Source organism: Pseudazoarcus sp. NS20, assembly GCF_059703745.1.
In genome coordinates, this window is sequence record NZ_BAAKIY010000004.1 from 66,296 (window position 1) to 88,321 (window position 22,026).

The following is a 22,026-nucleotide window of genomic DNA, read 5'->3' on the forward strand; positions in this document are numbered from 1 at the left end:
GGCCGCTTTTCTTTTGGGTGGCTGCGCAGAGACGGGCGCTTAGGGGTAGAACGCGGTTACGCGGAAGCCTGTCACACCCTTCAGGTCGCGGGCAGCGAATGGCAAGGTGAAGGCGACGCGAGTGCCGGCCTCGATGCCTTGCTCACGGTTGAAATCTTTCGGCAGCCATTCAACTGGCGTGAGCGCGCGCCTCACCAACGGTTGATCGCCAAGGTCGGTCAGCGTCAGTTCGATGTGCGGCACTTCCTGCGGATGTTCGGCACGATTGCCAATCACCGCCTGCAATTCGTAATGCGCACTTCCGGGGGCGCTGAATTCGAGATTGGAGCGCTCGATAACGATATCGTCGATGCGCTTGGGCAGCGGGATTTCGCAGCCAAGCTGCGCGCACGCGCTGAGATACAGCGGCCGCAGTTGCGGCCATGAGCGCGTGATGGGTTCGCGGTAGATGTAGCTCGCCTGGGCGCCGAGCGTGCCCAGCAGAACGCCGATGCACAGCGCCTTCAGCCAGCGATACCGTATCGGTACGTTCTCGGTGGTGTAGGCCTGATCCCGCCAGTTCTCGACTTCGCGCTCACGACGAGGCTCTTGAAGCGGCGCGGGGGCGGGCGGTGTAGTCAGTTCAGCATCGCCTGGTGCTGGGTCGATGCGAACGCCACCGTTGCGCCAGCGTTGGCGGAAATCGTCATGTTCGGAGCTGCGCCGTTCCGTCGGCTCCCATCGCCGTGCGCTGTGCGCGTCCGCAGCGACACTGGCGCCGGGCTCGTCCCGCATTGGCAATTCGGGTACGTGAAAGTCGAGGTCAGCCAACTCCGAGGGCTGTGGCGGAAGCTCTTCAGGCACCGCTTGCGCCGTGGCGGCACGCTCCATTGCAGGAGCAGGAGCAGGAGCAGGAGCAGGAGCAGGAGCAGGAGCAGGAGCAGGAGCAGGAGCAGGAGCAGGAGCAGGAGCAGGAGCAGGGATGCTGCGCCCCGAGCGCAGCGCGGCAGGCGCCGTGGGCCGCGGTTGTGGAACGGGTGCTGGCGGTGCTGCGACGGGCTCGGCAGGAGCGGCCTCTTCTTCCTCAACGGCGTAAGCCAGCGCATCGAAGGGGCGGTAGCAATGTCCGCAGCGCACCCGGCCGTTGCGCAGCGCAAGCTGCTCCGGGCTGACTCGGAAGGTGGTCGAGCAGGCCGGGCAGCGCGTGATCGTCATGCGGAGGGTGGTTTGTTCCCTTCGAGGCGGGCCCAGCCTTCGTGGGTGGCGCCAACCTGAAGTGCGATGAATGGAGCGTAGGCGGCGATGACGTCCGTCGCCTGCTCGACGAGCACGCCTGACAGCGCGATGCGCCCGCCCGGCGCCACACGCGCAGCCAGCAGCGGAGCAAGAACCTTCAAGGGATTGGTGAGGATGTTCGCCACAACCACTTCAAAGCATGCCTCCAGCGGCACGCCGGAATGTTGCAGGCGCATGCTCACGTGATTGCGCTCGGCGTTGTCGCGGGCCGCTTCCACGGCTTTTTCGTCGATGTCGATGCCCAATACGTCACCTGCGCCGAGACGCGCTGCGGCGATGCCGAGAATGCCCGAGCCGCAGCCGTAATCGAGCACCGAGCAATCCGGCGTCACGGCCTCGCACAGCCATTCCAGGCACAGACGGGTGGTGGGGTGGGAGCCGGTGCCGAAGGCCATGCCGGGGTCGAGTTCGATGTTGATGGCGTCGCCATCGGGTGCTTCGTGCCACGAGGGCACGATCCACATGCGGTCGGTGATGCGGATGGGGTCGAACTGGCTTTGCGTGAGCTGCACCCAGTTCTGTTCGGCTACCTCTTCGCAAGTGAAGGGCGGCACGGCAGACAGCCCGGCCAGCGCGGCAGCCTCTGCCAGCGCGTGCTCCAACGGCGTGTCGGTGCCGAACAGGGCTACGACACGGCTATGGTCCCACAGCGAGGTGGGCAGATGCCCAGGTTCGCCGAACTGTGCCTTTTCGGCTTCCGTGCCGGCGTCGGCGTCCTCGATGGATACCGACAGTGCGCCGGCGTCCATCAAGGCTTCAGACAGGGTTTCGGCCTGGTTGGCCTCCGCCTGCAGCGTGACCGAAATCCACATGCGACTCAGCCGTTCTTCAGATCACCACGCTCGGCGAGGCGGTGTTCGAGGTAGTGGATGCTGGTGCCGCCTTCCGCAAAGCGGTTGTCGAACATCAGCTCCTGGTGCAGCGGCACGTTGGTCTTGATGCCCTCGACCACCATCTCCGACAGAGCGATGCGCATGCGGCGCATGGCCTGCTCGCGCGTGTCACCGTAGGTGATGAGCTTGCCGATCATCGAGTCGTAGTGCGGCGGAATGGTGTAGCCGCTGTAGACGTGTGAATCGACGCGCACGCCCGGGCCGCCCGGCATGTGCCAGTTGGTGACCTTGCCGGGGCTGGGCGTGAACTTGAACGGGTCTTCGGCGTTGATGCGGCATTCCATGGCGTGCCCGGAGAAGCGCACGTCATCCTGGCCGAACCACAGCTTCTCGCCTGCGGCGATTCGGATCTGTGCCTGCACGATGTCGATGCCGGTGATCATCTCCGTCACCGGATGCTCCACCTGCACGCGGGTGTTCATCTCGATGAAGTAGAACTCGCCGTTCTCGTACAGGAACTCGAAGGTGCCGGCGCCCCGGTAGCCGATGCGACGGCAGGCGTCCGCACAGCGCTCGCCCACTTTGGCGATCAACTCGCGCGGGATACCCGGAGCCGGCGCCTCTTCGATGACTTTCTGGTGGCGGCGCTGCATGGAGCAGTCGCGCTCGCCCAGATGTACGGCGTTGCCATGCGTGTCGGCAAGCACCTGAAATTCGACGTGGCGCGGGTTCTCTAGGAACTTCTCCATGTAAACCGTTGGGTTGCCGAAGGCCGATCCGGCTTCGGTCTGGGTCATCGTCACGGCGTTGAGCAGCGCAGCTTCGGTGTGCACCACGCGCATGCCGCGGCCGCCGCCGCCGCCCGCTGCCTTGATGATCACCGGATAGCCGACTTCGCGACCGATGCGGATGATCTCAGAAGGGTCTGGCGGCAGGGCGCCATCCGAGCCCGGAACGCAGGGTACGCCGGCTGCTTTCATGGCGTCCTTGGCCGAAACCTTGTCGCCCATCATGCGAATGGTGTCGGCGCGCGGGCCGATGAACACGAAGCCCGATTGCTCGACACGCTCGGCAAAGTCGGCGTTCTCCGACAGGAAGCCGTAGCCGGGGTGGATGGCTTCGGCGTCGGTGACTTCGGCCGCGGCGATGATGCTCGGAACGTGCAGGTAGCTCTGGCCCGATGGCGAAGGGCCGATGCACACCGATTCGTCGGCCAGCTTGACGTACTTGGCTTCGGTGTCAGCCTCGGAATGTACCGCGACGGTGCGGATATCCAGTTCGCGGCATGCACGCAGAACACGCAATGCGATTTCACCGCGGTTTGCGATCAGGATTTTTTCAAACATGTGCTCGCTCAGCCGATGATGAAGAGGGGCTGGCCATATTCCACCGGTTGGCCGTTGTCGACCAGGATGGCTTTGACCACGCCATCGGCGTCGGCTTCGATTTCGTTCATCAGCTTCATGGCTTCGATCAGGCACAGGCGCCCGCCCGAAGACACGTTGTCGCCCACTTCCACGAAGGGCTTGGCGCCCGGCGAAGGCGCGCGATAGAACGTGCCGACCATCGGGGATTTGACGACATGGCCGCTCGGCAGAGCGTCATCGGCAACCGGCGCAACAGCTGCCGGAGCGGCAGGCGCTGCGGCAGCGGGGGCGGCCGTGACGTAGCTGACGGCCTGGGAGGCGGGGAGGTGCTTGGCGATGCGTACCTTTTCTTCGCCCTCGGTGACCTCCAGCTCGGAAATGCCCGATTCCTGGACGAGGTCGATCAGTTTCTTGAGCTTGCGCAAATCCATTCTTTTCTCCGTGGGGGGCGGGCGCAGTCGCGCGTCGCCAGAGGGTTTCAGTTTTCGGTGAGGCGCGCCAATGCGAAATCCAGTGCCGCCATGTAGCCGTCGGCCCCCAGCCCGCAGATCACGCCGACAGCACGGTCGGAGAAATACGAGTGATGACGGAACGACTCGCGTGCATGAACGTTCGATAGATGCACTTCGATAAAGGGAATATTCACCGCCGCGAGGGCGTCACGCAGGGCGACGCTGGTGTGGGTGTACGCGGCCGGATTGATGATGATGAAATCGATACCTTCAGCCGCTGCAGCCTGCACTCGATCGACGAGTTGCCCTTCGTGATTGCTCTGGAAGGATTCCACGACAACGTCGTGCGCTTGAGCGCGTGCTTCCATGGCTGTGTGGATGTCGGCCAGCGTGGTGCGCCCGTAAACCTCGGGTTCGCGCGTGCCAAGCAGGTTGAGATTGGGGCCGTGCAAGGCGAGAACGCGACCGCGGGGTGGGGGTGCTTCTGCGGGCTTCTTGCGTTTTGATTGCATCATGGCGGCGAGTTTGCCGTAGTTCGACGCATTTTGTCCAGCGCTGGAGCGTCTTCGGAATGCGTTACGAGTGCAGCAGAGACCGGATTTTGCCCGTGAGCTCGGCCTCGCTCAAGGTGCCTAGCGTAACACTGTGGATGCGACCATCCGGTGCGACGATCACGGTAAAAGGCAGTGCGCGGGCCGTATTGCCGAATTCGCTGGCAAGTTGCAACGTGTCGCTGGAGCCGATCAGCAAGGGGTAAGGAACGTCAAAACGCTCCTTGAATTCGCGGACCTTGTCGGCGGAGTCGATCGACAGCCCGACGAATTGTACCGGCTGATCGGCGAAGTGTCGGCTGACCGCAGCAAACTCGGGAATTTCCTTCACGCAGGGCGGGCACCAGGTGGCCCAGAAATTCACCACCAGTATCTTGCCTTGCCAGTTGGCAATGGCGTGTTCCACTCCGTCCGTATCGGGCAGGGTGGTGGCCATCAGGCCGGGCAGGGCGGCAGCCGTCACGCCCTCGGGGGCCAATGGGCTGCGTACGGCCTGACTGGCATACAGGCCCGCGCCCGCGGCGGCGATGGCAACGGCCAGCAAAATCACGACCTGCAGGGCTCGCTTCATTTTTCTTCCTGTGCGTTGGCTTGCAGCATGGCTTCGACCGCGGTAACGCGAGCACGATCCGTGCCTCGGCGTGAGCTGCGTTCGGCGACCTGCTCATGCACCGTCAGGCGCACCGGCACATCGTCCCAGTCGAAGCTGAGGATGACTTCCGGCATGTAGTTGGTCACGCGACGCGACTCGCGATGTTCATAAGTGATGCCTTCGTTCAGCAGGAAGATCTCCACGTCTTTGGCGCTTTCCGGGTAGAGCTCGATTTCAACTTCGGAATAGCGGCCTGCCGTGCCGTCCAGCACGCCGCCGGTCAGGTACGGGCGGAACTCTTCGAGCATGTGCATGATGACTACCGCGGTTTCGCGCATGGCGCGGATGCGGTCTTCCTGCTCGTCGTCTTGATAGAGGGCTTGCCAGGCCCGGAGTTCCGCTTCGATTTCGGCGTTGTTCGGCAGGGCCTCTGTCTCGGAGACGCCGAGTTGTTTGGCGGCCTTGCGTTTGGCGAAGCCGAAGTCGTTGATGCCATCTTCGGCCATCAGGCGGGCAGCCAACGCGGCGATCTCGCGCCGTATGTAACTGCCTCGCGGCGGTGTGGGATGGTGGCGCATGCTGGCGGCTCGGGGCTCGTCGGCGGTGGATGTAGAATGCCTCGATTCTACACGCGCCGCCACGGTGGGGGCGTTACCGGGAGCTTGAATGCACATCCACATCCTCGGCATTTGCGGCACGTTCATGGGAGGCGTTGCCTTGCTGGCGCGTGCCGCAGGCCACAAGGTCACCGGCTGCGATGCCAATGTATATCCGCCGATGAGTACCCAGCTTGAGGAGCAGGGCATCGGCTTGATCGAAGGCTACGATGCTTCCCAGGTGGGGATCGGTGCAGATCTGTTCGTGGTGGGCAACGCGGTGTCGCGCGGAAACCCTTTGCTCGAGGAAATCCTGGATCGCGGTCTGCCCTACGTGTCCGGGCCGCAATGGCTCGCCGAGCACGTGCTGGCGGGGCGTTGGGTGCTTGCAGTGGCCGGAACGCACGGCAAGACGACGACCAGCTCGATGCTGGCGTGGATGCTCGAATACGGCGGTCTGAAGCCGGGCTTCCTGATCGGCGGCGTGCCCGGCAACTTCGGCATTTCGGCGCGTCTGGGCGACACCCCGTTTTTCGTCATTGAGGCCGATGAATACGACACGGCCTTCTGCGACAAGCGATCCAAGTTCGTGCATTACCGCCCGCGCACGGCCATCTTGAACAACCTCGAGTTCGACCATGCCGATATCTTTCCAGACCTTGCGGCCATCGAGACGCAGTTTCACCACCTGGTGAGAACCGTCCCGCGCGGCGGTCGCATTGTCGCCAACGCCGCTGAGTCCACTCTCGACCGCGTGCTTGCGCGGGGATGCTGGTCAGAGGTGGAGCGCTTCGGTGACGGCGGAGAGTGGGCAGTGGCAGCGCCCGACGAGCTTGAGGCTGAGTTCTCTCACAATGGGAAGCCCGTCGGACGCGCGAAAATCCCCATGTCGGGCAGTCACAACCGCAGCAATGCGCTGGCCGCCATCGCGGCGGCGCGTCACGTTGGCGTGCCGGTCGAGGTGGCCATCGAGGCACTGGAGAGTTTTTCAGGTATTCGACGCCGCATGGAAGTGCGCGGTGTCGAGCGTGGCGTCACCGTCTATGACGATTTCGCTCATCATCCAACGGCAGTCGCCCTCACCGTCGAAGGTTTGCGCAAGCGCGAGAAGGGCGGGCGTATCTTGGCCGTGCTGGAGCCGCGCTCCAACACCATGAAGCTGGGCACGATGAAATCGCGGCTTGCAGAGAGTCTGACATGCGCGGATAGCGTGTATTGCTATGCAAAAGGACTGGGTTGGGATGCCGCTGAAGCCTTGGCGCCGTTGGGTGGCCGCTTGGCAGGGGCCTTTGAAGATCTGGATGCATTGGTCGCCGCCGTGGCGCGTGATGCGCGGTGCGGCGACCATGTGCTGGTGATGAGCAACGGTGGTTTCGGCGGCGTGCACGGCAAGTTGCTTGCCGCGCTCGCGCGCTGAGATCAGTTGCCGTTGTTCGACGACCCGTTATTCGATGCCTTCTTGGCGGCATCGAATTTGGCGGCCTGCTCGGGCGTGACGATTTCGAACACGCGCACTACCTTCTGAACGCCGCGCGTGGTGCGAGCCACTTCGGTGGCGCTTTCGGCTTCGGCCTGGGTGACGATGCCCATCAGGTACACCGTTGCCATTTCGGTCGTCACCTTCACGTGATTGGCGCCGACATTGTTGCTGTCGACCAGGCGAGCCTTGACCATGGAAGTGAGCATGGCGTCGTTGCTGCGCTCGGATAGCGTGCTGAGGCCGGACACCTGGATCTCGTTCACGATGCCCTGAACGTTTTCGACCTGCGCCGCGATCTGCTCGGCTTCGCCGCGCATGTTGTCGTACGGCACCTGCCCGGTGAGCAGCACGGTCCGGTTGTATGACGTAACGCTGATGTTCGCAGCGTTGCCGAAGCGGTCGCGCAGGCTGCGGCGGGCGCGCCATTCGATGCCTTCATCCTCGACGATTGCGCCCGAAGTGCGGCGGTCGTTGTAGGCCACGACTGCAGTGGTGGCTGCGCCGCCGACGAGCAGCGGGGCGCAGCCCTGCAGCAACGGCAGGCTGGCGCCGGCGGCCAGCCCAAGCAGGATACGGCGGCGGTTAACGGCGGGGGTGTCCATCATTCTTCGACTCCTAACAGAAGACAATCGATCCCGTCGCACAGGCAATGCAGAACCAGAAGGTGGACCTCCTGAATGCGTGCTGTGCGATCGGACGGTACGCAAATGTGGATGTCGTTCGGACCAAGCAGATCGTTCATCTTGCCGCCGTTCTTGCCGGTCAGTGCGACCACTCGCACGTCGCGCTCGTGTGCGGCATGAATGGCATCGATGACGTTGGGCGAGTTGCCGCTGGTGGAAATCGCCAGCAAAACGTCGCCGGGCTGGCCGAGCGCGCGCAGTTGCTTCGAAAAGACCTGCACGTAGTCATAGTCGTTCGCGATGGATGTAAGCGTCGATGTGTCCGTGGTCAGCGCAATGGCGGCCAGCGGGGGGCGCTCCATCTCGAAACGGTTGAGCAGTTCGGCGGCGAAGTGCTGCGCATCGGCGGCCGAACCGCCGTTGCCGCAAGCCATGATCTTGCCGTTGGCAAGCAGGCTCTGCGTCATTGCTTCGATGGCGCCGGCGATCGGCGCAGCAAGTTGCGACAGGGCGTTCAGCTTGACGGCGGCGCTGTCTTCGAACTGACGGGAAATGCGTTTGATGAGATCCATGGTGGCGATTCGGAAAACGCCGGGATTCGGCGGGATTCGCAGTCTAGCATGCGTGTTGCGCTGCGAAATTCATGCAGAAAGTATGCCCTGTGGGCCATTCGCATCTGTAGGTGACTTACACGAAGTTACCAAGCGCTCGCCTCGAACGCGCCTCGAAGCCAGCGCGCATTGCGGGTGTCGAGCTGGTCGAACAGCACGGCGTCGAAGCGCATCGCGCGCTGCGCGTGTTTGCGGCCGTCGCGGCTGAGCCACCAGTGTGCGGCGTGGATGATGCGCTGTTGCTTGAGCGGCGTGATGCTGTCCGCCGCGTTGCCGAATCGCCCTGGTGCGCGCAAACGGACTTCCACGAACAGCAGTGTGGCGCCCTCTAGGCATATCAGGTCGATTTCGCCGCCGCGGCAACGTAGCCGCCGCGCCAGGGTCGAGACGCCATGCCGTGCCAGAAAGCGCTCGGCCAGCGCTTCGGCTTGCACGCCGCGCGCTTGCGCATCCACGGCGCAGGGGCCGACAATGCTTCTCTTTTCTGCATCGGAACGTCCGCTCATGCGCGACCCCGCAAGCTTTCTGTCCAGTACGCCGTCATTGTATGTGGTGGCTACACCCATCGGGCATCTGTCCGACATCAGCGCACGCGCGTTGGGTATTTTGCGTGAAGTCGATGTGGTGGCCGCGGAGGATACGCGTCACAGCCAGCGCCTGCTGGATGCGCACGGCATTCGGGCGCATTTGCTGGCGTTGCACGAACACAACGAGCAGACGGCCGCGACCAAGCTGATCGGCCTGCTGGCTGACGGCAAGCACGTGGCGTTGATCAGCGATGCCGGCACGCCGGCTGTTTCCGACCCCGGCGCGCGAGCCGTGGCGCGCGTGCACGAGGCGGGGTATGCGGTCACGCCTGTGCCCGGCGCCTGCGCCGCGATTGCGGCGCTGTCCGCGTCGGGCATGGGCGAAGGTGGCTTCCGCTTCGTCGGTTTTCTGCCCCACAAGGCGGGCGCGCGGCGAGCTGTGCTGCAGGGGCTCGTGGACTCGCCGGTGCCACTCGTGTTTTATGAATCGCCGCACCGCATTGCCGAAAGTCTGGACGATCTGTTGGCCGAGCTTGGTGGCGAGCGCGAAATCGTGGTTGCGCGCGAGATCACCAAGCGTCACGAGCAGATCGTGCGCATGCCGCTTGCAGATGCGCCGCAGTGGCTGGCGGCCGATTCCGACCGTTCCCGCGGCGAATTCGTTTTGGTGGTGTCCGGTTGTCAGGTGGAGGAAGGTTTGTCTGCTGACGTCGAGCGCGTGCTCGCCTTGCTGCTGTCGGAGCTGCCCGTTAAGTCCGCGGCACGACTCGCGTCGGAGATCACCGGTGTGCCGCGCAAGCCGCTCTATGCGCGCGCGCTCGAATTGAAACAGGGACTAGAATGACGTCACCCGTAAAGGCTCAGGAAATCATGCAATCCATCACCCTCGTGCGCCCGGACGACTGGCACTTGCACGTACGCGACGGCGCCGCACTGGCGGCCGTTGTGCCCCACACGGCAGAGCGCTTCGGTCGCGCCCTCATCATGCCCAATCTGCGTCCGCCGGTAACCACCGCCGAGCAGGCGGTGGCGTATCGCGAGCGCATTCTTGCCGCCGTGCCGGCTGGCTTGAAGTTCGAGCCACTGATGACGCTGTATCTCACCGACAACATGTCGCCCGACGAAATCGATCGCGCCAAGGATTCCGGCGTGGTCGTGGCGCTCAAGCTGTACCCGGCCGGTGCCACCACCAACTCAGACTCCGGCGTTACCGATATCACCAAGGTCTATCCGGTGCTCGAACGCATGGAGAAACGCGGGCTGGTGCTGTGCGTGCATGGTGAAGTCACCGATGGCGAGATCGACGTGTTCGACCGTGAGCATGTCTTCATCGAGCGTGTGCTCTCGCCGTTGGTCGAGCGCTTTCCGGGGCTGCGCATCGTCTTCGAACACATCACCACCTCGGCTGCGGTGGATTTCGTGCGCTCGCGTGCCAGTGGTGTCGGTGCCACCATCACCCCGCATCATCTACTGATGAACCGCAACGCGATTTTTGCCGGTGGCATCCGCCCGCATCACTATTGCCTGCCGGTGCTCAAGCGCGAGCAGCATCGCCGTGCGCTGGTGGATGCGGCGACTTCGGGTGATGCCCGATTCTTTCTGGGTACTGATTCGGCTCCGCATGCCAAGGGCGACAAGGAGTCCGCTTGCGGCTGCGCGGGCTGTTATGTCGCCAATGCCGGTATCGAGCTGTATGCCGAAGTGTTCGAGAAAGCCGGTGCGCTCGACAAGCTGGAAGCGTTTGCCAGCCTGAACGGGCCGGCGTTCTACGGAGTCGCGCCGAATCGCGAGCGCATCACGCTGGTGAGGGAATCATGGACCGTTCCGGAATCGTATCCGTGGATCAATGGGCAGGTGGTGGTGCCGTTGCGTGCCGGCGAGACCGTCGGCTGGCGTTTGCAGACGGAGGCGTGATGCGACGCGCGCGCGCATGCGTGGTGCTGCTTGGTGCCGTGCTGTTGGCCGGGTGCGAGAACAGCGCCACGGCCTACACCGTCGATACCAATCAGCACGCCATCGTACTGGTGCGTGAGCAGCCCTATTTCTGGGATGCGCAGATCAAGCAGTACGTGGTGGTTTCGCGCTTGCCCAATTGTCAGCGCAAAGTCGCGATCCATCCCGATGCCAAGACCCTGACGCCCATCGATGTCTTCGAGGCGGGGTCGCTGCTGTGGGCCATGCGCCAGGGGGCGCGTTGGTATCTGGTCGGTACCGAAACATGCGCTGTGCAAGACTGGGTGAATGCCACCGGCCAGCCGCCGGGGCGCGCAGTGGGCCAATTCCGTCTCGCTGATGGCAATCCGGTTTTCGTTCCGGCGGGTACTTGATGCATAGCTGCGTATAATCCACAGCGGAAGTTCGCCAGGCAATCGCTGCGCACCTCGTTGTGCGTGGAGGAAAGTCCGGGCCCCGCAGGGCAGGATGCCGGCTAACGGCCGGGCGCCGTGAGGCGACGGAAAGTGCAACAGAGAGCAGACCGCCGATGGCTCGGGCTTCGCCGCCGCAAGGCGGCAAAGTCCTTTATGAAGAGTGAGCCGCAAGGTTCGCAGGGCGAGCCGCAAGGCCCGCTTCTTCAGGGCACAGGTAAGGGTGAAACGGAGGTGTAAGAGACCCCCGCGGGACTGGCAACAGGACCGGCACGGTAAACCCCATCCGGGGCAAGGCCAAATAGGGGAGTAATGGCGTGGCTCGCGTCGCTCCCGGGTAGGCTGCTAGAGGGTCGCGGTAACGCGGCTCCCAGAGGAATGATTGCCCGGGCCTGCTGTTTGCGCAGCAGGCCTCGACAGAACCCGGCTTATCGGCGGACTTCCACTTCGACTTGAAAACCCCGCTGTCGCAGCGTGCGACAGCGGGGTTTTTTCATTTTGCCGCACGTTTTCACGATTGTTCTCCAGATGTTTCCCCTCTCGTCGCGACATATCTCAGGTGCTGTCTCAAGAGCATGGTGCGGAGCATTGATTTCTCGGGGTAAATCGCCCGTTTTGGAGTGCCCGGTAAGTCATTGTGACGCAACGAAAAACCCCTGCTGGGCGGCTTGACCATGCCAATTCTTTACTCTAGAGTGGCAGCAAGTGGACAAAAGTGGGTTTCGGTGGTGATTTCTGCCGATTCCTGATCAAAATTCAGGGGGTGCGATGTTTCAGGGTGCAGCCGCGCTCAGTGTCGATGCCAAGGGCCGCATAGCGGTCCCGGCGCGCCATCGCGACGCGCTGGTGCCCGACGGCGCGCCGCTGGTCATCACCGCGCACCCCCATCGCTGCCTTCTCGTCTATCCGCAACAGGCCTGGGAGCCCATCAGTCGCCAGATCACGGCGCTGCCGGGGCTTGATCCGCGCACCGCGACGCTCAAGCGCTTGTTGATCGGCCATGCCCAGTCGGAAACCCTCGACGGTGCTGGCCGGACCTTGATTGCACCTTCCCTCCGACAGTGGGCCGGCCTGGAAAAGCAGGTCTGGCTGGTCGGGCAGGGCACTCACTTCGAACTTTGGTCAGACGCAGGCTGGCAGGCGCAGCAAGAGGCCATGCTGGCGCTCGACGGCGACGCTTTGCCGCCGGGCTTCGAGAGTCTGGCGCTATGAGCGCAGAGCGGACGCACGTCACGGTCCTGCTCGCGGAGGCGGTCGATGCACTGGAGGTCAAGCCCGACGGTGTGTACGTCGACGGCACCTTCGGGCGTGGTGGTCACAGCCGGGCTGTGCTGGCCTCGCTGGGTGAGCAGGGGCGGCTGGTGGCCTTTGATCGCGACCCGCGCGCGATTGCGGCAGGGCAGGAAATCGACGACCCCCGCCTGACTCTGGTGCACGCGCCGTTCAGCGAGCTGGATGAACGGCTCGACGCCCTCGGCGTGGAGCAGGTGGATGGTGTTTTGCTGGATCTCGGCGTGTCGTCACCGCAACTGGATGAAGCCGAGCGCGGAATGAGTTTCCGTTTTGATGCGCCCCTCGATATGCGGATGGACACGAGTCGTGGGATCACGGTGGCGCAATGGCTGGCGCAGGCCAGCGTCGCCGAAATCACGGAGGTACTGAGGGATTATGGAGAAGAACGGTTTGCTCATGCGATTGCAAAGGCGATTGCAACTGCTCGGTCAGGGGGGGCTGTCTCGACCACTGGACAACTTGCCGCGATCGTGGAGAAGGCGGTCCGCACACGCGAGCCGGGGCAGCACCCGGCGACGCGCAGCTTCCAGGCTCTACGGATTTTCATCAATCAGGAGCTTGAGGAGTTGACTCATGTCCTGCCCGCCGCGATGAAGCGTCTCGCGCCGGGTGGGCGGCTTGTGGTGATCAGCTTCCACAGCCTTGAGGACCGCATCGTGAAACGCTTCATGCGTGATCAGGCCCGCCCCGACAGCGGGCCTTCGCGGTTGCCGTTGCGGGCCAGCGAACTGCCGCAGCCGCGGCTGACCCTGGTGGGCAAGGCAGTCAAGCCTTCGGTCGCCGAGGTGAAGGCCAATCCGCGTTCGCGCAGCGCGGTGATGCGTGTGGCCGAGCGCACGGAGGTGGCGGCATGATGCAGGCCGGGATTCCTTTCGTGGCCATCGTCGTCGCCAGCGCATTGGGTGTCGTATCGGCCCAGCATCAATCGCGCAAGCTGCACGCCGAATACGAGCGTGAGCAGGCACGGGCCCATCAACTCGAGGTCGAGTGGGGGCAGCTTCAACTTGAACTCAGCACCGTAGCCGCGTTGTCACGCATCGAGCCGATTGCGCGCGAACGCCTCGGGCTGGCGGAGCCGGTCGCGGGCCGGGTCATCGTCGTGGGAGGCGCGCGTCATGACTAAAGGCCGTCCCGTGCGCGCACACAATCCGCTTCTGGAAAGCACTCTCCAGACGTGGCGGGCGCGTCTTGTGCTGGCGCTGTTGCTGACCGCGTCCCTTGTGCTGGTGGTGCGTGCAGCATGGCTGCAAGGCTACAACCACGAAACCCTGCAGGCGCGCGGCGAGCAACGTTTCGCGCGCGTCGTGCCCGTGCCGGCCTCGCGTGGCCGCATCATGGACCGGAACGGCGATATTCTCGCGGTGAGTACTCCTGTGCGCGCCATCTGGGCGGCGCCGCGTGAAGCGCAGCTTGCGCCTGCAGATGCGCGTCGTCTGGCCGGTCTGCTGGGCGTTGAAGTCGAGACGCTCAATCGTCAGCTCACCAGTGAGCGTGATCGTGTCTATCTGCACCGCCAGGTGGCTCCCGAGGTGGCGCGCCGGATTGCCGAACTGAATTTGCCGGGCATCGGGCAGGATCAGGGCTATCGCCGTTTCTATCCGGGCGGGGAGGTCTGGGCGCACGTGCTGGGCTTCACCAATGTAGATGATCGCGGGTTGGAGGGCATGGAGCTGGCCTTCGACAGCCAGCTGCGTGGCGAGCCGGGCGCGCGCCGTATCATCCGCGACCGCCGTGGCGCCATCATCGAAGACGGTGGGCTGGTACGCGCACCACGCGATGGCGAGGACGTGGCCTTGTCGATCGACAAGCAGATCCAGTTCATCGCCCATACGGCTCTGCGTCAAGCCATGGCCGAGCATCAGGCGGCTGCCGGCTCGGTGGCCGTGCTGGATGTGCGCACTGGTGAAGTGCTGGCGCTGGTGAATGCACCGACTTTCAATCCGAACAACCGCAGTGGCTTGTCGGGCGCACAGCTGCGCAACCGTGCGATTACCGACCTCTACGAGCCGGGCTCGACGATGAAGCCCTTCATCGGTGCGCTGGCGCTGGAAATGCATCGCGTGACGCCCGAAACCGTGATTGATACGACGGGCGGCCGCATGACGATTGGCCGAGCCACCATCAGCGACGTTCGCAACCACGGCCCGCTGACCGTTTCGCAGGTCATCCAGAAATCCTCGAACATCGGTACGGCGCGCATGGCGCTGGAGATGGAGCCGGACGACATGTGGAGCATGTTCCACGGGCTCGGCATCGGAGTGCCGCTGGAACTTGGTTTTCCCGGCGCTGCAGGTGGGCTGCTGCGCCCGGCGCGCAGCTGGCGCCCGATTGAGCAGGCGACGATGTCATACGGGCACGGGCTGTCCACCACCTTGCTGCACATGGCGCGCGCCTATCTGGTGTTCGCCCGTGACGGTGATCTGCTCCCGCTTTCGCTCAAGCGTCTGGATGCGCCGCCGGCCGGCCAGCGTGTTTTCTCGGTCGCGACGGCGCGCACCATGCGCGACATGCTCGAAACCGCAGCCGGGCCCCAGGGTACGGCGCCGCGGGCGCTCGTCACCGGCTACCGCGTCGGCGGCAAAACCGGCACCTCGCACAAGCTTGAGGGCGGCCGTTACACGAACAAATATGTGTCTTCATTCGTCGGCTTTGCGCCGGTCTCCGACCCGCGCATTGTTGTCGCCGTGATGATCGACGAGCCCAGTGCCGGCAAGCACTTTGGCGGGGCTGTGGCCGCGCCGGTGTTCTCCCGCGTGACCGAAGCGAGCCTGCGCGCGTTGGGCGTGGCCCCGGATGCGCCGCTGGTGCCGCTGCACTTCGCCGAAAACGAGCAACTGCCGCGAGGCAACATGTGATGGCCGCGGTCCAGCAAGCGCGTGATCTCATCGAACGCCTGCGTGCCGACGGCGTGTCGCCGGCCGGGCTGCAGTCCGATTCGCGCCGGGTCCAGGCCGGCGACATTTTTCTGGCAATGCCCGGGGCACACCTCGACGGGCGTGATCACATCGCCGATGCCGTCACCTGCGGCGCGGTTGCGGTATTGACCGAGACGGCCGACGGGCGCCACGTGGCAGAGCCGGGGGTGCCGATGATCGGCGTGTCCGGCCTGCGTGATCTGTCGGGTTATCTCGCGCATGAGTTTCATGGTCGTCCGTCGGACGACATCTGGGTGGCTGGCGTCACCGGCACCAACGGCAAGACCACGTCCAGCCAATGGCTTGCGCAGGCGCTCGAACTGATCGGCACCCATTGCGGCGTGATCGGCACGTTGGGGTGGGGTTTGCGTAGCGAGTTGGAGCCGCTGCTCAACACCACTCCAGACGCCTTGTCGGTGCATCGCATGCTCAGCACGTTCCGCAAGCAAGGCACGCGAGCAGTGGCCATGGAGGTGTCTTCGATCGGCCTTGATCAGGGGCGTGTGAACGGCGTGCATTTCGCTGTCGCGCTGTTCACCAACCTGACGCGCGATCACCTTGAGTACCACGGCGACATGGAGTCCTACGCCCGCGCGAAGGCCAAGCTGTTCGAGCTTCCCGGGTTGGAGCATGCGGTGATCAATGTGGACGACCCTTTCGGCCTGGCCCTGGCACGCACCCAGGCAGAGCGCGGACTGAATGTAATCGCTTACACCCGCAACGGCGTCAGCGTGGCCGGCTGCGAAGTCTTGGCTGCCCACGACGTGACCAACACCCACACCGGCTTGCGCTTCGCTGCCACTTGGCACGGCGAGAGCGCTGACGTCACGCTCGGGATGGTGGGTGATTTCAATGTTTCGAACGCCTTGGCAGTGATCGGTGCGTTGCTGGCGCGCGGCGTTTCCTTCGACGACGCTACACGCGCAGCGAATCGCCTGGTGCCACCACCGGGGCGCATGCAGTTGTTCGGCGGGGTGGGCGAGCCGCTGGTGCTGGTGGACTACGCACACACGCCCGATGCCCTGGCCAAAGTGCTTGAGGCAGCCCGTGAAACCGCCACGCGTCGCGGAGGCAAGGTTGTTTGCGTGTTCGGCTGCGGGGGTGATCGCGATCCGGGCAAGCGCCCGTTGATGGGCGAGGTGGCATCGAACCTGGCCGACGACGTGATTGTGACCAGCGATAACCCACGTACCGAAGAGCCTGTAGCCATCGCCGAAATGATCATGGCCGGTTGCAAGGCGGGTGCGGAGTGCGAAGTCGACCGCGCACGCGCTATCGCGCGTGCCGTGAGCAATGCGGCCTCGAATGACGTGGTGGTGCTGGCCGGAAAGGGGCACGAGCCCTATCAGGAAATCTTCGGTCAGCGTTATCCATTCTCCGACGCCGAACAGGCCGTTGCAGCGTTGCGCGCACGCGGAGAGAGCGGGGGGGCGGCATGATGATGCGCATAGAAGAACTGTGCGAAGTACTCGGCGCCCGCCTGCGTGGCCCGGCGGGTGGTGGTTTTGCATCGGTCGGCAGCGACAGCCGCGCGGTGGCCCCGGGCATGCTGTTCTTTGCGCTGCGTGGTGAGCGCTTTGACGCGCACGATTTCGTCGCTGCAAGCCTTGCCGGTGGTGCGGCCGCAGCCGTGGTGGATCAGGCCGGCGCCGATGCAATCGGCAATGTCGGTGGCACGCTCGTGGTGGTTGCGGATACGCGCATTGCTCTGGCGCAACTCGCTGCGCACTGGCGTGGGCGTTTCGATATCCCGGTGATCGGGGTGACCGGCAGTAACGGGAAGACCACCGTCAAGGAAATGTGCGCATCGATCCTGCGCGAGGCCTTCGGCGCCGATGCAGTGCTCGCCACACGCGGCAATCTGAACAACGACATTGGCTTGCCGCTGACGCTGCTGGGCCTGCGTGAAGAGCATCGTGCAGCGGTGATCGAGATGGGCATGAATCACCCCGGCGAAATCGCCGCGCTGGCCGCGATCGGCCGGCCAACCGTCGCGGTCGTCACCAACGCGCAGCGTGCGCACCTTCAAGGCATGGGGTCGCTGGCTGAAGTGGCGCGCGAGAAAGGCAGCATTTTCACCGCGGGCGGCGCCGATACCGTTGCCGTCATCAACGCCGACGACGCGCATGCCGATTACTGGCGCGAGCTTGTTGCCGGCCACCGCACGCTTGCATTCGGTGTCGAGCGCGACGCTGATGTGCGTGGGCAAGTCGTCATGCACGGGCTCGGCGCCCGTCTTGAGATCGACTGCCACGTCGGGAGTGCCAGCGTGACGCTTGGCGTGCCCGGCGCACACAACGTGTGCAACGCACTGGCAGCCGCCGCTGCGTGTCTTGCAGCCGGGGTCGCCATGCCGTCAATTGTGGCCGGGCTAGAGGCCTATCGCGGTACCAAAGGCCGTCTGCAGCAATATGCCGGCCCGCGCGACGCCCTGATCATCGACGACACCTACAACGCAAACCCCGACTCGGTTCGCGCTGCCATCGACGTGCTGGCAGCGATGCCGGGCTGGCGAACGCTGGTGCTCGGCGACATGGGCGAGGTCGGCGAGACCAGCGCCCAGGTGCATGACGAAGTCGGCGGCTACGCCAAGAGCAAGGGCATTGAAACCTTGTACACCTTCGGCGACATGACCGCGCTGGCAGCCCGCAATTTCGGCGACGGTAGCCAGCATTTCGGCACCATCGAGCAGCTCGTGGCAGCGCTCGTGCCGCAGCTTGACGAAGACTCCGTAGTGCTCGTGAAAGGGTCGCGGTTCATGCGTATGGAACGTGTGGTGGAGGCATTGGTTGCCGCGCGCGACACCGGCGCCAACGGCGCAAAGGGAGAAAACAATGCTTCTTGAACTTGCGCTGTGGCTTGGGCAAGACGTCCGCGCTCTCAACGTGTTTGGCTACATCACGTTGCGCACCGTGCTTGCTGCACTGACCGCGCTATTGATTTCGTTCGCCTTTGGTCCGCCGGTGATTCGCTGGTTGGCGGCCAAGAAGATCGGGCAGGCAGTGCGGGATGACGGGCCGAAGTCGCATCTCACCAAAGCCGGAACGCCGACCATGGGGGGCGTGTTGATCCTGATTTCCATCGGCGTCACGGTGCTGCTGTGGGGTGATCTGCGCAACCACTATGTGTGGATCACGCTGTTCGTCACCATGGGCTTCGGCGCCGTGGGCTGGGTGGATGACTGGCGCAAGGTGGTGCACCGCGACCCGCGCGGCCTGCCAAGCCGCTGGAAGTATCTGTGGACCTCGCTGATCGCCTTGGCGGCTGCGCTGACGTTGGCCATGACGGCAAGCACGCCGGCCCACACCGAGCTGATCGTGCCGTTCTTCAAGTCGGTGGCTCTGCCGCTTGGTCTCATGGGTTTCGTAGCGCTGTCCTACTTCGTCATCAACGGAACCAGCCACGCGGTGAACCTTACCGACGGCCTCGACGGTCTGGCGATCATGCCCACCGTGATGGTTGCCGGCGCGCTGGCGATCTTCGCCTACGTGGCGGGGCATGCCGGCTTCTCGAAATACCTCGGCGTGCCCTACATCGCGGGGGCGGGGGAGCTGGCCATCGTCTGCGGCGCGATCTGTGGCGCGGGTCTGGGCTTCCTGTGGTTCAACGCCTATCCGGCGGAAGTCTTCATGGGTGACGTCGGTGCGCTGGCGCTGGGCGCCTCTCTGGGCGTGATGGCCGTGATCGTGCGCCAGGAAATCGTCCTTTTCATCATGGGTGGCCTGTTCGTGGCCGAAACCTTGTCGGTGATGCTGCAGGTGGCCTACTTCAGGATGACGGGCGGCAAACGCATCTTCCGCATGGCGCCCCTGCACCACCATTTCGAACTCAGCGGCTGGAAAGAGACGCAGGTCGTCGTGCGCTTCTGGATCATCACCATAATGCTCGTGCTGTTCGGGCTGTCGACGCTGAAGCTGCGATGAAAATGCTGCGCGACGCCCTCGTGTTGGTTCTCGGAATCGGCGAGTCCGGTCTGGCGATGGCGCGCTGGTGCGCTCACGCCGGCGCGCATCTGCGCGTTGCCGACAGTCGCGCCGAGCCGCCGATGCGCGCCGCGCTGAAGAATGCTGTGGACGCGGAAGTGCATGTCGGGGGCTTTCCGCTGGAACTGCTCGAAGACGTCGACCTGCTCGCGCTGAGCCCCGGCATTGATCTGCGCGAGCCCATCGTGGCGGCGGCACGTGAGCGTGGCATCGAGATCGTTGGTGAAATGGCCTTGTTCGCTGACGCGCTGGATGCACTCGGTGAGCGCTCGGCCACGCGCATCGTGGCCATTACCGGTACCAACGGCAAGACCACAACCACCGCCCTGGCCGCGCATCTGCTGCAAGGCGCCGGGCTGGATGCCGTGGTGGCCGGCAACATCAGCCCGGCCGCGCTGGCCGTGCTGACCGACCGAATCGAAGCCCGTCAGGCGCTGCCGCAGTGCTGGGTGTTGGAGTTGTCGAGCTTCCAGCTCGAAACCGCCGGTGCTTTGGCGCCCGACGCCGCGGTGGTGCTTAACGTCACCGACGATCACCTTGATCGCCACGGCAGCATGGCGGATTACGCTGCCATCAAGGCGCGCATCTATGAAGGCCGTGGCGTGCAGATCATCAATCGTGACGATGTCCGCGTCGCCGCGATGGAGCGTGCCGGTCGCCGTGTCATCGGGTTCGGTGCTGCGAAGCCTCGCATCGGCGAGTTCGGCATCGTGGGCGAGGGGAGGGAAGCTTGGTTGGCGCATGGCAGCACCCGTTTGCTGCCGCAGGCGGATCTGCCGATTGCCGGTCGTCATAACGCATTGAATGCGCTGGCCGCGCTTGCCCTGGGCAATGCCATCGGCGCTTCGATGGCTGCGATGCTTGCAGCCTTGCGCAGCTTCCGCGGCTTGCCGCATCGCGTCGAGGCCGTCGCTCGCCGTGCGGACGGTGTGGTGTTTTACGACGACTCCAAGGGCACCAACGTGGGCTCCACGGTGGCTGCGCTGGAAGGCCTGGGTTGCCCGGTCGTGTTGATCGCGGGAGGTGATGGCAAGGGGCAGGATTTCCGCCCCTTGGCCGAAGTGGTGGCTCGGCATGCGCGCGCAGTCGTGTTGATCGGTCGCGATGCGCCGCGTATCGAAGCGGCGTTGGACGAAGTCGGTGCCGGCAGTGAGCGCGCGCAAACTCTGGAGGCCGCCGTCGGCCGCGCCAATGCGCTGGCGCAGGCCGGTGATGCGGTGCTGCTCTCTCCCGCGTGCGCCAGTCTCGACATGTTCCGCAACTACGTGCATCGCGCGGAAGTGTTCGTCGCGGCGGTGCGCGCTTTGCCCGAGGTGAAGCCCGCATGAGTTTCGGCAACCTTCTCTCCGGCCTCTTCGGCGCGCCGCGCGAAGACTTTGCACGCAGCACGGCTCGTCATGCGGTGCGCCGTGTCACGCCCAACGAAAAGCCGGTCGGCGAGTTCGATCCGCTGGTCGTATGGTCCGCCGCGGGCTTGATTCTGCTCGGCCTGATCATGGTGTTCTCGGCCTCGATCGCGGTAGCCGAGGGCAGCAGTTTCACCGGCAATCGCCCGTACTTCTTCCTGCAGCGCCACGCCATCTTCCTGGCCGTGGGGCTGATCGCCGCGACCATCGCCTTCCGCATTCCGATGCGCCAGTGGCAGAAGCTTGCGCCGTGGCTGTTCTTGCTGGGCGTTGCCTTGCTCGTACTGGTGCTGATTCCGGGCGTAGGCAAGTCCGTGAACGGTGCGCAGCGCTGGATCGGCCTCGGCCCGATCAACCTGCAGCCTTCCGAACTCATGAAAGTGTTCGTGGCGCTCTACGCGGCGGACTACACCGTGCGCAAGCTGCCGGTGATGGGCACCATCGGCGGCGGCTTCCTGCCCATGGCGGGCGTGATTCTGGCGGTCGGCAGCCTGTTGCTGCTTGAGCCTGACTTCGGCGCCTTCGTGGTGATCTGCGTGATCGCCTTCGGCGTGCTGTTCCTCGGCGGCATGAACGTACGCTTCTTCGGGTTGTTGATCGTCGTGGCGGTGATCGGTTTCGTCGTGCTGATCATGACCTCACCGTACCGCCGCGAACGTATCTTCGGCTTCATGGACCCCTGGGAGGATCCGTTCGGCCGGGGCTACCAGCTTTCGCACGCACTGATCGCCTTCGGGCGTGGCGAATGGTTCGGTGTCGGTCTGGGCGGCAGTGTCGAGAAGCTGTTTTACCTGCCGGAAGCGCACACCGACTTCCTGCTGGCGGTCATCGCCGAAGAGCTCGGCTTCGTCGGCGTGCTCACCATCGTCGTGCTGTTCGCGATTCTCGTGCAGCGTGCCTTCGCCATCGGTCGCGAAGCGATCAACCTCGAGCGTTACTTCGCAGGCCTGGTGGCCATGGGCATCGGCCTGTGGCTGGGCGTGCAATCCTTCATCAACATGGGTGTGAACATGGGCCTGCTGCCCACCAAGGGACTAACCCTGCCGCTGATGAGCTTCGGCGGTTCGGCAATCGTCGGCGGATGCCTGTTCCTCGCGATCCTGCTGCGCGTGGATTGGGAAAACCGCCAGATGCGCAAAGGGGTGAGCCCGTGAGC

General features: G+C 64.3%; 23 protein-coding genes, 1 other RNA gene and 1 pseudogene. 14 read left to right on the plus strand and 11 right to left on the minus strand.

Annotated features, from left to right (window positions below; translation table 11 throughout):
* Positions 1-39 precede the first annotated feature (39 nt).
* From AC6H0W_RS12025 to AC6H0W_RS12060, 8 genes and pseudogenes are all read right to left on the minus strand, one after another.
* On the minus strand, positions 40-843 hold the full coding sequence (locus AC6H0W_RS12025) for a DUF3426 domain-containing protein (RefSeq protein ID WP_497577839.1): 804 nt from the start codon (positions 841-843) through the stop codon (positions 40-42).
* A 288-nt stretch (positions 844-1,131) separates the two neighbouring features.
* Positions 1,132-1,194: pseudogene (locus AC6H0W_RS12030) on the minus strand (MJ0042-type zinc finger domain-containing protein); the annotation flags it as partial.
* A complete protein-coding gene (gene prmA, locus AC6H0W_RS12035; RefSeq protein WP_497577422.1) occupies positions 1,191-2,087 on the minus strand; it encodes a 50S ribosomal protein L11 methyltransferase in 897 nt (298 codons plus the stop codon). The pseudogene AC6H0W_RS12030 and the gene prmA, both read right to left, overlap by 4 nt.
* A 5-nt stretch (positions 2,088-2,092) precedes the next feature.
* Complete coding sequence (accC, locus tag AC6H0W_RS12040) at positions 2,093-3,454, minus strand: acetyl-CoA carboxylase biotin carboxylase subunit (RefSeq protein WP_497577423.1); 1,362 nt, start codon at positions 3,452-3,454, stop codon at positions 2,093-2,095.
* A gap of 8 nt (positions 3,455-3,462) precedes the next feature.
* The gene (gene accB, locus AC6H0W_RS12045; protein WP_497577424.1) at positions 3,463-3,906 is read right to left on the minus strand and encodes an acetyl-CoA carboxylase biotin carboxyl carrier protein; all 444 of its coding nucleotides are present in this window, start codon (positions 3,904-3,906) and stop codon (positions 3,463-3,465) included.
* Positions 3,907-3,953: 47 nt separating this feature from the next.
* On the minus strand, positions 3,954-4,442 hold the full coding sequence (gene aroQ / locus AC6H0W_RS12050; protein ID WP_497577425.1) for a type II 3-dehydroquinate dehydratase: 489 nt from the start codon (positions 4,440-4,442) through the stop codon (positions 3,954-3,956).
* A 61-nt stretch (positions 4,443-4,503) separates the two neighbouring features.
* On the minus strand, positions 4,504-5,049 hold the full coding sequence (locus AC6H0W_RS12055) for a TlpA family protein disulfide reductase (protein WP_497577426.1): 546 nt from the start codon (positions 5,047-5,049) through the stop codon (positions 4,504-4,506).
* The gene (locus tag AC6H0W_RS12060) at positions 5,046-5,648 is read right to left on the minus strand and encodes a hypothetical protein (RefSeq protein WP_497577427.1); all 603 of its coding nucleotides are present in this window, start codon (positions 5,646-5,648) and stop codon (positions 5,046-5,048) included. Before AC6H0W_RS12060 ends, AC6H0W_RS12055 begins: the two co-directional genes overlap by 4 nt.
* 88 nt (positions 5,649-5,736) lie before the next feature.
* On the opposite strand from AC6H0W_RS12060, the gene mpl reads away from it, so the two are divergent.
* A complete protein-coding gene (mpl, locus tag AC6H0W_RS12065) occupies positions 5,737-7,083 on the plus strand; it encodes a UDP-N-acetylmuramate:L-alanyl-gamma-D-glutamyl-meso-diaminopimelate ligase (protein WP_497577428.1) in 1,347 nt (448 codons plus the stop codon).
* Between the two features lie 2 nt (positions 7,084-7,085).
* On the opposite strand, the gene AC6H0W_RS12070 is transcribed toward mpl, so the two are convergent.
* The 3 genes from AC6H0W_RS12070 to AC6H0W_RS12080 all read right to left on the minus strand — a co-directional run bounded on the left by AC6H0W_RS12070 (position 7,086) and on the right by AC6H0W_RS12080 (position 8,886).
* Positions 7,086-7,751, minus strand: a complete 666-nt coding sequence (locus AC6H0W_RS12070) for a BON domain-containing protein (protein WP_497577429.1) — start codon at positions 7,749-7,751, stop codon at positions 7,086-7,088.
* Positions 7,748-8,341 (minus strand): phosphoheptose isomerase, encoded by a 594-nt coding sequence (locus tag AC6H0W_RS12075; protein ID WP_497577430.1) that lies wholly within the window; start codon positions 8,339-8,341, stop codon positions 7,748-7,750. Before AC6H0W_RS12075 ends, AC6H0W_RS12070 begins: the two co-directional genes overlap by 4 nt.
* Positions 8,342-8,466: 125 nt before the next feature.
* Positions 8,467-8,886: a YraN family protein gene (locus AC6H0W_RS12080; protein ID WP_497577431.1), complete on the minus strand. Its 420-nt coding sequence runs from the start codon at positions 8,884-8,886 to the stop codon at positions 8,467-8,469.
* Between AC6H0W_RS12080 and rsmI the strand changes: the two genes are divergently transcribed.
* From rsmI to ftsW, 13 genes are all read left to right on the plus strand, one after another.
* Positions 8,885-9,751: a 16S rRNA (cytidine(1402)-2'-O)-methyltransferase gene (rsmI, locus tag AC6H0W_RS12085; RefSeq protein WP_497577432.1), complete on the plus strand. Its 867-nt coding sequence runs from the start codon at positions 8,885-8,887 to the stop codon at positions 9,749-9,751. The two genes, AC6H0W_RS12080 and rsmI, sit on opposite strands and share 2 nt — an antisense overlap.
* Before the next feature lie 26 nt (positions 9,752-9,777).
* On the plus strand, positions 9,778-10,821 hold the full coding sequence (gene pyrC / locus AC6H0W_RS12090) for a dihydroorotase (protein ID WP_497577433.1): 1,044 nt from the start codon (positions 9,778-9,780) through the stop codon (positions 10,819-10,821).
* Positions 10,821-11,234, plus strand: coding sequence for a hypothetical protein (locus tag AC6H0W_RS12095; RefSeq protein WP_497577434.1), 414 nt, complete (start codon positions 10,821-10,823; stop codon positions 11,232-11,234). The genes pyrC and AC6H0W_RS12095 overlap by 1 nt, the downstream gene beginning before the upstream one ends.
* Positions 11,235-11,260: 26 nt before the next feature.
* Positions 11,261-11,720: RNase P RNA component class A (gene rnpB / locus AC6H0W_RS12100), an RNA gene on the plus strand.
* A gap of 321 nt (positions 11,721-12,041) precedes the next feature.
* Positions 12,042-12,485, plus strand: coding sequence for a division/cell wall cluster transcriptional repressor MraZ (mraZ, locus tag AC6H0W_RS12105; RefSeq protein WP_497577435.1), 444 nt, complete (start codon positions 12,042-12,044; stop codon positions 12,483-12,485).
* The gene (gene rsmH / locus AC6H0W_RS12110; RefSeq protein ID WP_497577436.1) at positions 12,482-13,420 is read left to right on the plus strand and encodes a 16S rRNA (cytosine(1402)-N(4))-methyltransferase RsmH; all 939 of its coding nucleotides are present in this window, start codon (positions 12,482-12,484) and stop codon (positions 13,418-13,420) included. The genes mraZ and rsmH overlap by 4 nt, the downstream gene beginning before the upstream one ends.
* Positions 13,417-13,689, plus strand: coding sequence for a cell division protein FtsL (gene ftsL, locus AC6H0W_RS12115; protein ID WP_497577437.1), 273 nt, complete (start codon positions 13,417-13,419; stop codon positions 13,687-13,689). Before rsmH ends, ftsL begins: the two co-directional genes overlap by 4 nt.
* Positions 13,682-15,421 (plus strand): peptidoglycan D,D-transpeptidase FtsI family protein, encoded by a 1,740-nt coding sequence (locus AC6H0W_RS12120; protein ID WP_497577438.1) that lies wholly within the window; start codon positions 13,682-13,684, stop codon positions 15,419-15,421. The genes ftsL and AC6H0W_RS12120 overlap by 8 nt, the downstream gene beginning before the upstream one ends.
* The gene (locus tag AC6H0W_RS12125) at positions 15,421-16,920 is read left to right on the plus strand and encodes a UDP-N-acetylmuramoyl-L-alanyl-D-glutamate--2,6-diaminopimelate ligase (protein ID WP_497577439.1); all 1,500 of its coding nucleotides are present in this window, start codon (positions 15,421-15,423) and stop codon (positions 16,918-16,920) included. The genes AC6H0W_RS12120 and AC6H0W_RS12125 overlap by 1 nt, the downstream gene beginning before the upstream one ends.
* Positions 16,920-18,326 (plus strand): UDP-N-acetylmuramoyl-tripeptide--D-alanyl-D-alanine ligase, encoded by a 1,407-nt coding sequence (locus tag AC6H0W_RS12130; protein ID WP_497577840.1) that lies wholly within the window; start codon positions 16,920-16,922, stop codon positions 18,324-18,326. The genes AC6H0W_RS12125 and AC6H0W_RS12130 overlap by 1 nt, the downstream gene beginning before the upstream one ends.
* Entirely contained in the window at positions 18,316-19,404 is a 1,089-nt protein-coding gene (gene mraY / locus AC6H0W_RS12135; RefSeq protein WP_497577440.1) for a phospho-N-acetylmuramoyl-pentapeptide-transferase, read from the plus strand. Before AC6H0W_RS12130 ends, mraY begins: the two co-directional genes overlap by 11 nt.
* Positions 19,401-20,792: a UDP-N-acetylmuramoyl-L-alanine--D-glutamate ligase gene (gene murD / locus AC6H0W_RS12140; RefSeq protein WP_497577441.1), complete on the plus strand. Its 1,392-nt coding sequence runs from the start codon at positions 19,401-19,403 to the stop codon at positions 20,790-20,792. The genes mraY and murD overlap by 4 nt, the downstream gene beginning before the upstream one ends.
* The gene (gene ftsW, locus AC6H0W_RS12145) at positions 20,789-22,024 is read left to right on the plus strand and encodes a putative lipid II flippase FtsW (RefSeq protein ID WP_497577442.1); all 1,236 of its coding nucleotides are present in this window, start codon (positions 20,789-20,791) and stop codon (positions 22,022-22,024) included. The genes murD and ftsW overlap by 4 nt, the downstream gene beginning before the upstream one ends.
* Positions 22,025-22,026: the final 2 nt, after the last annotated feature.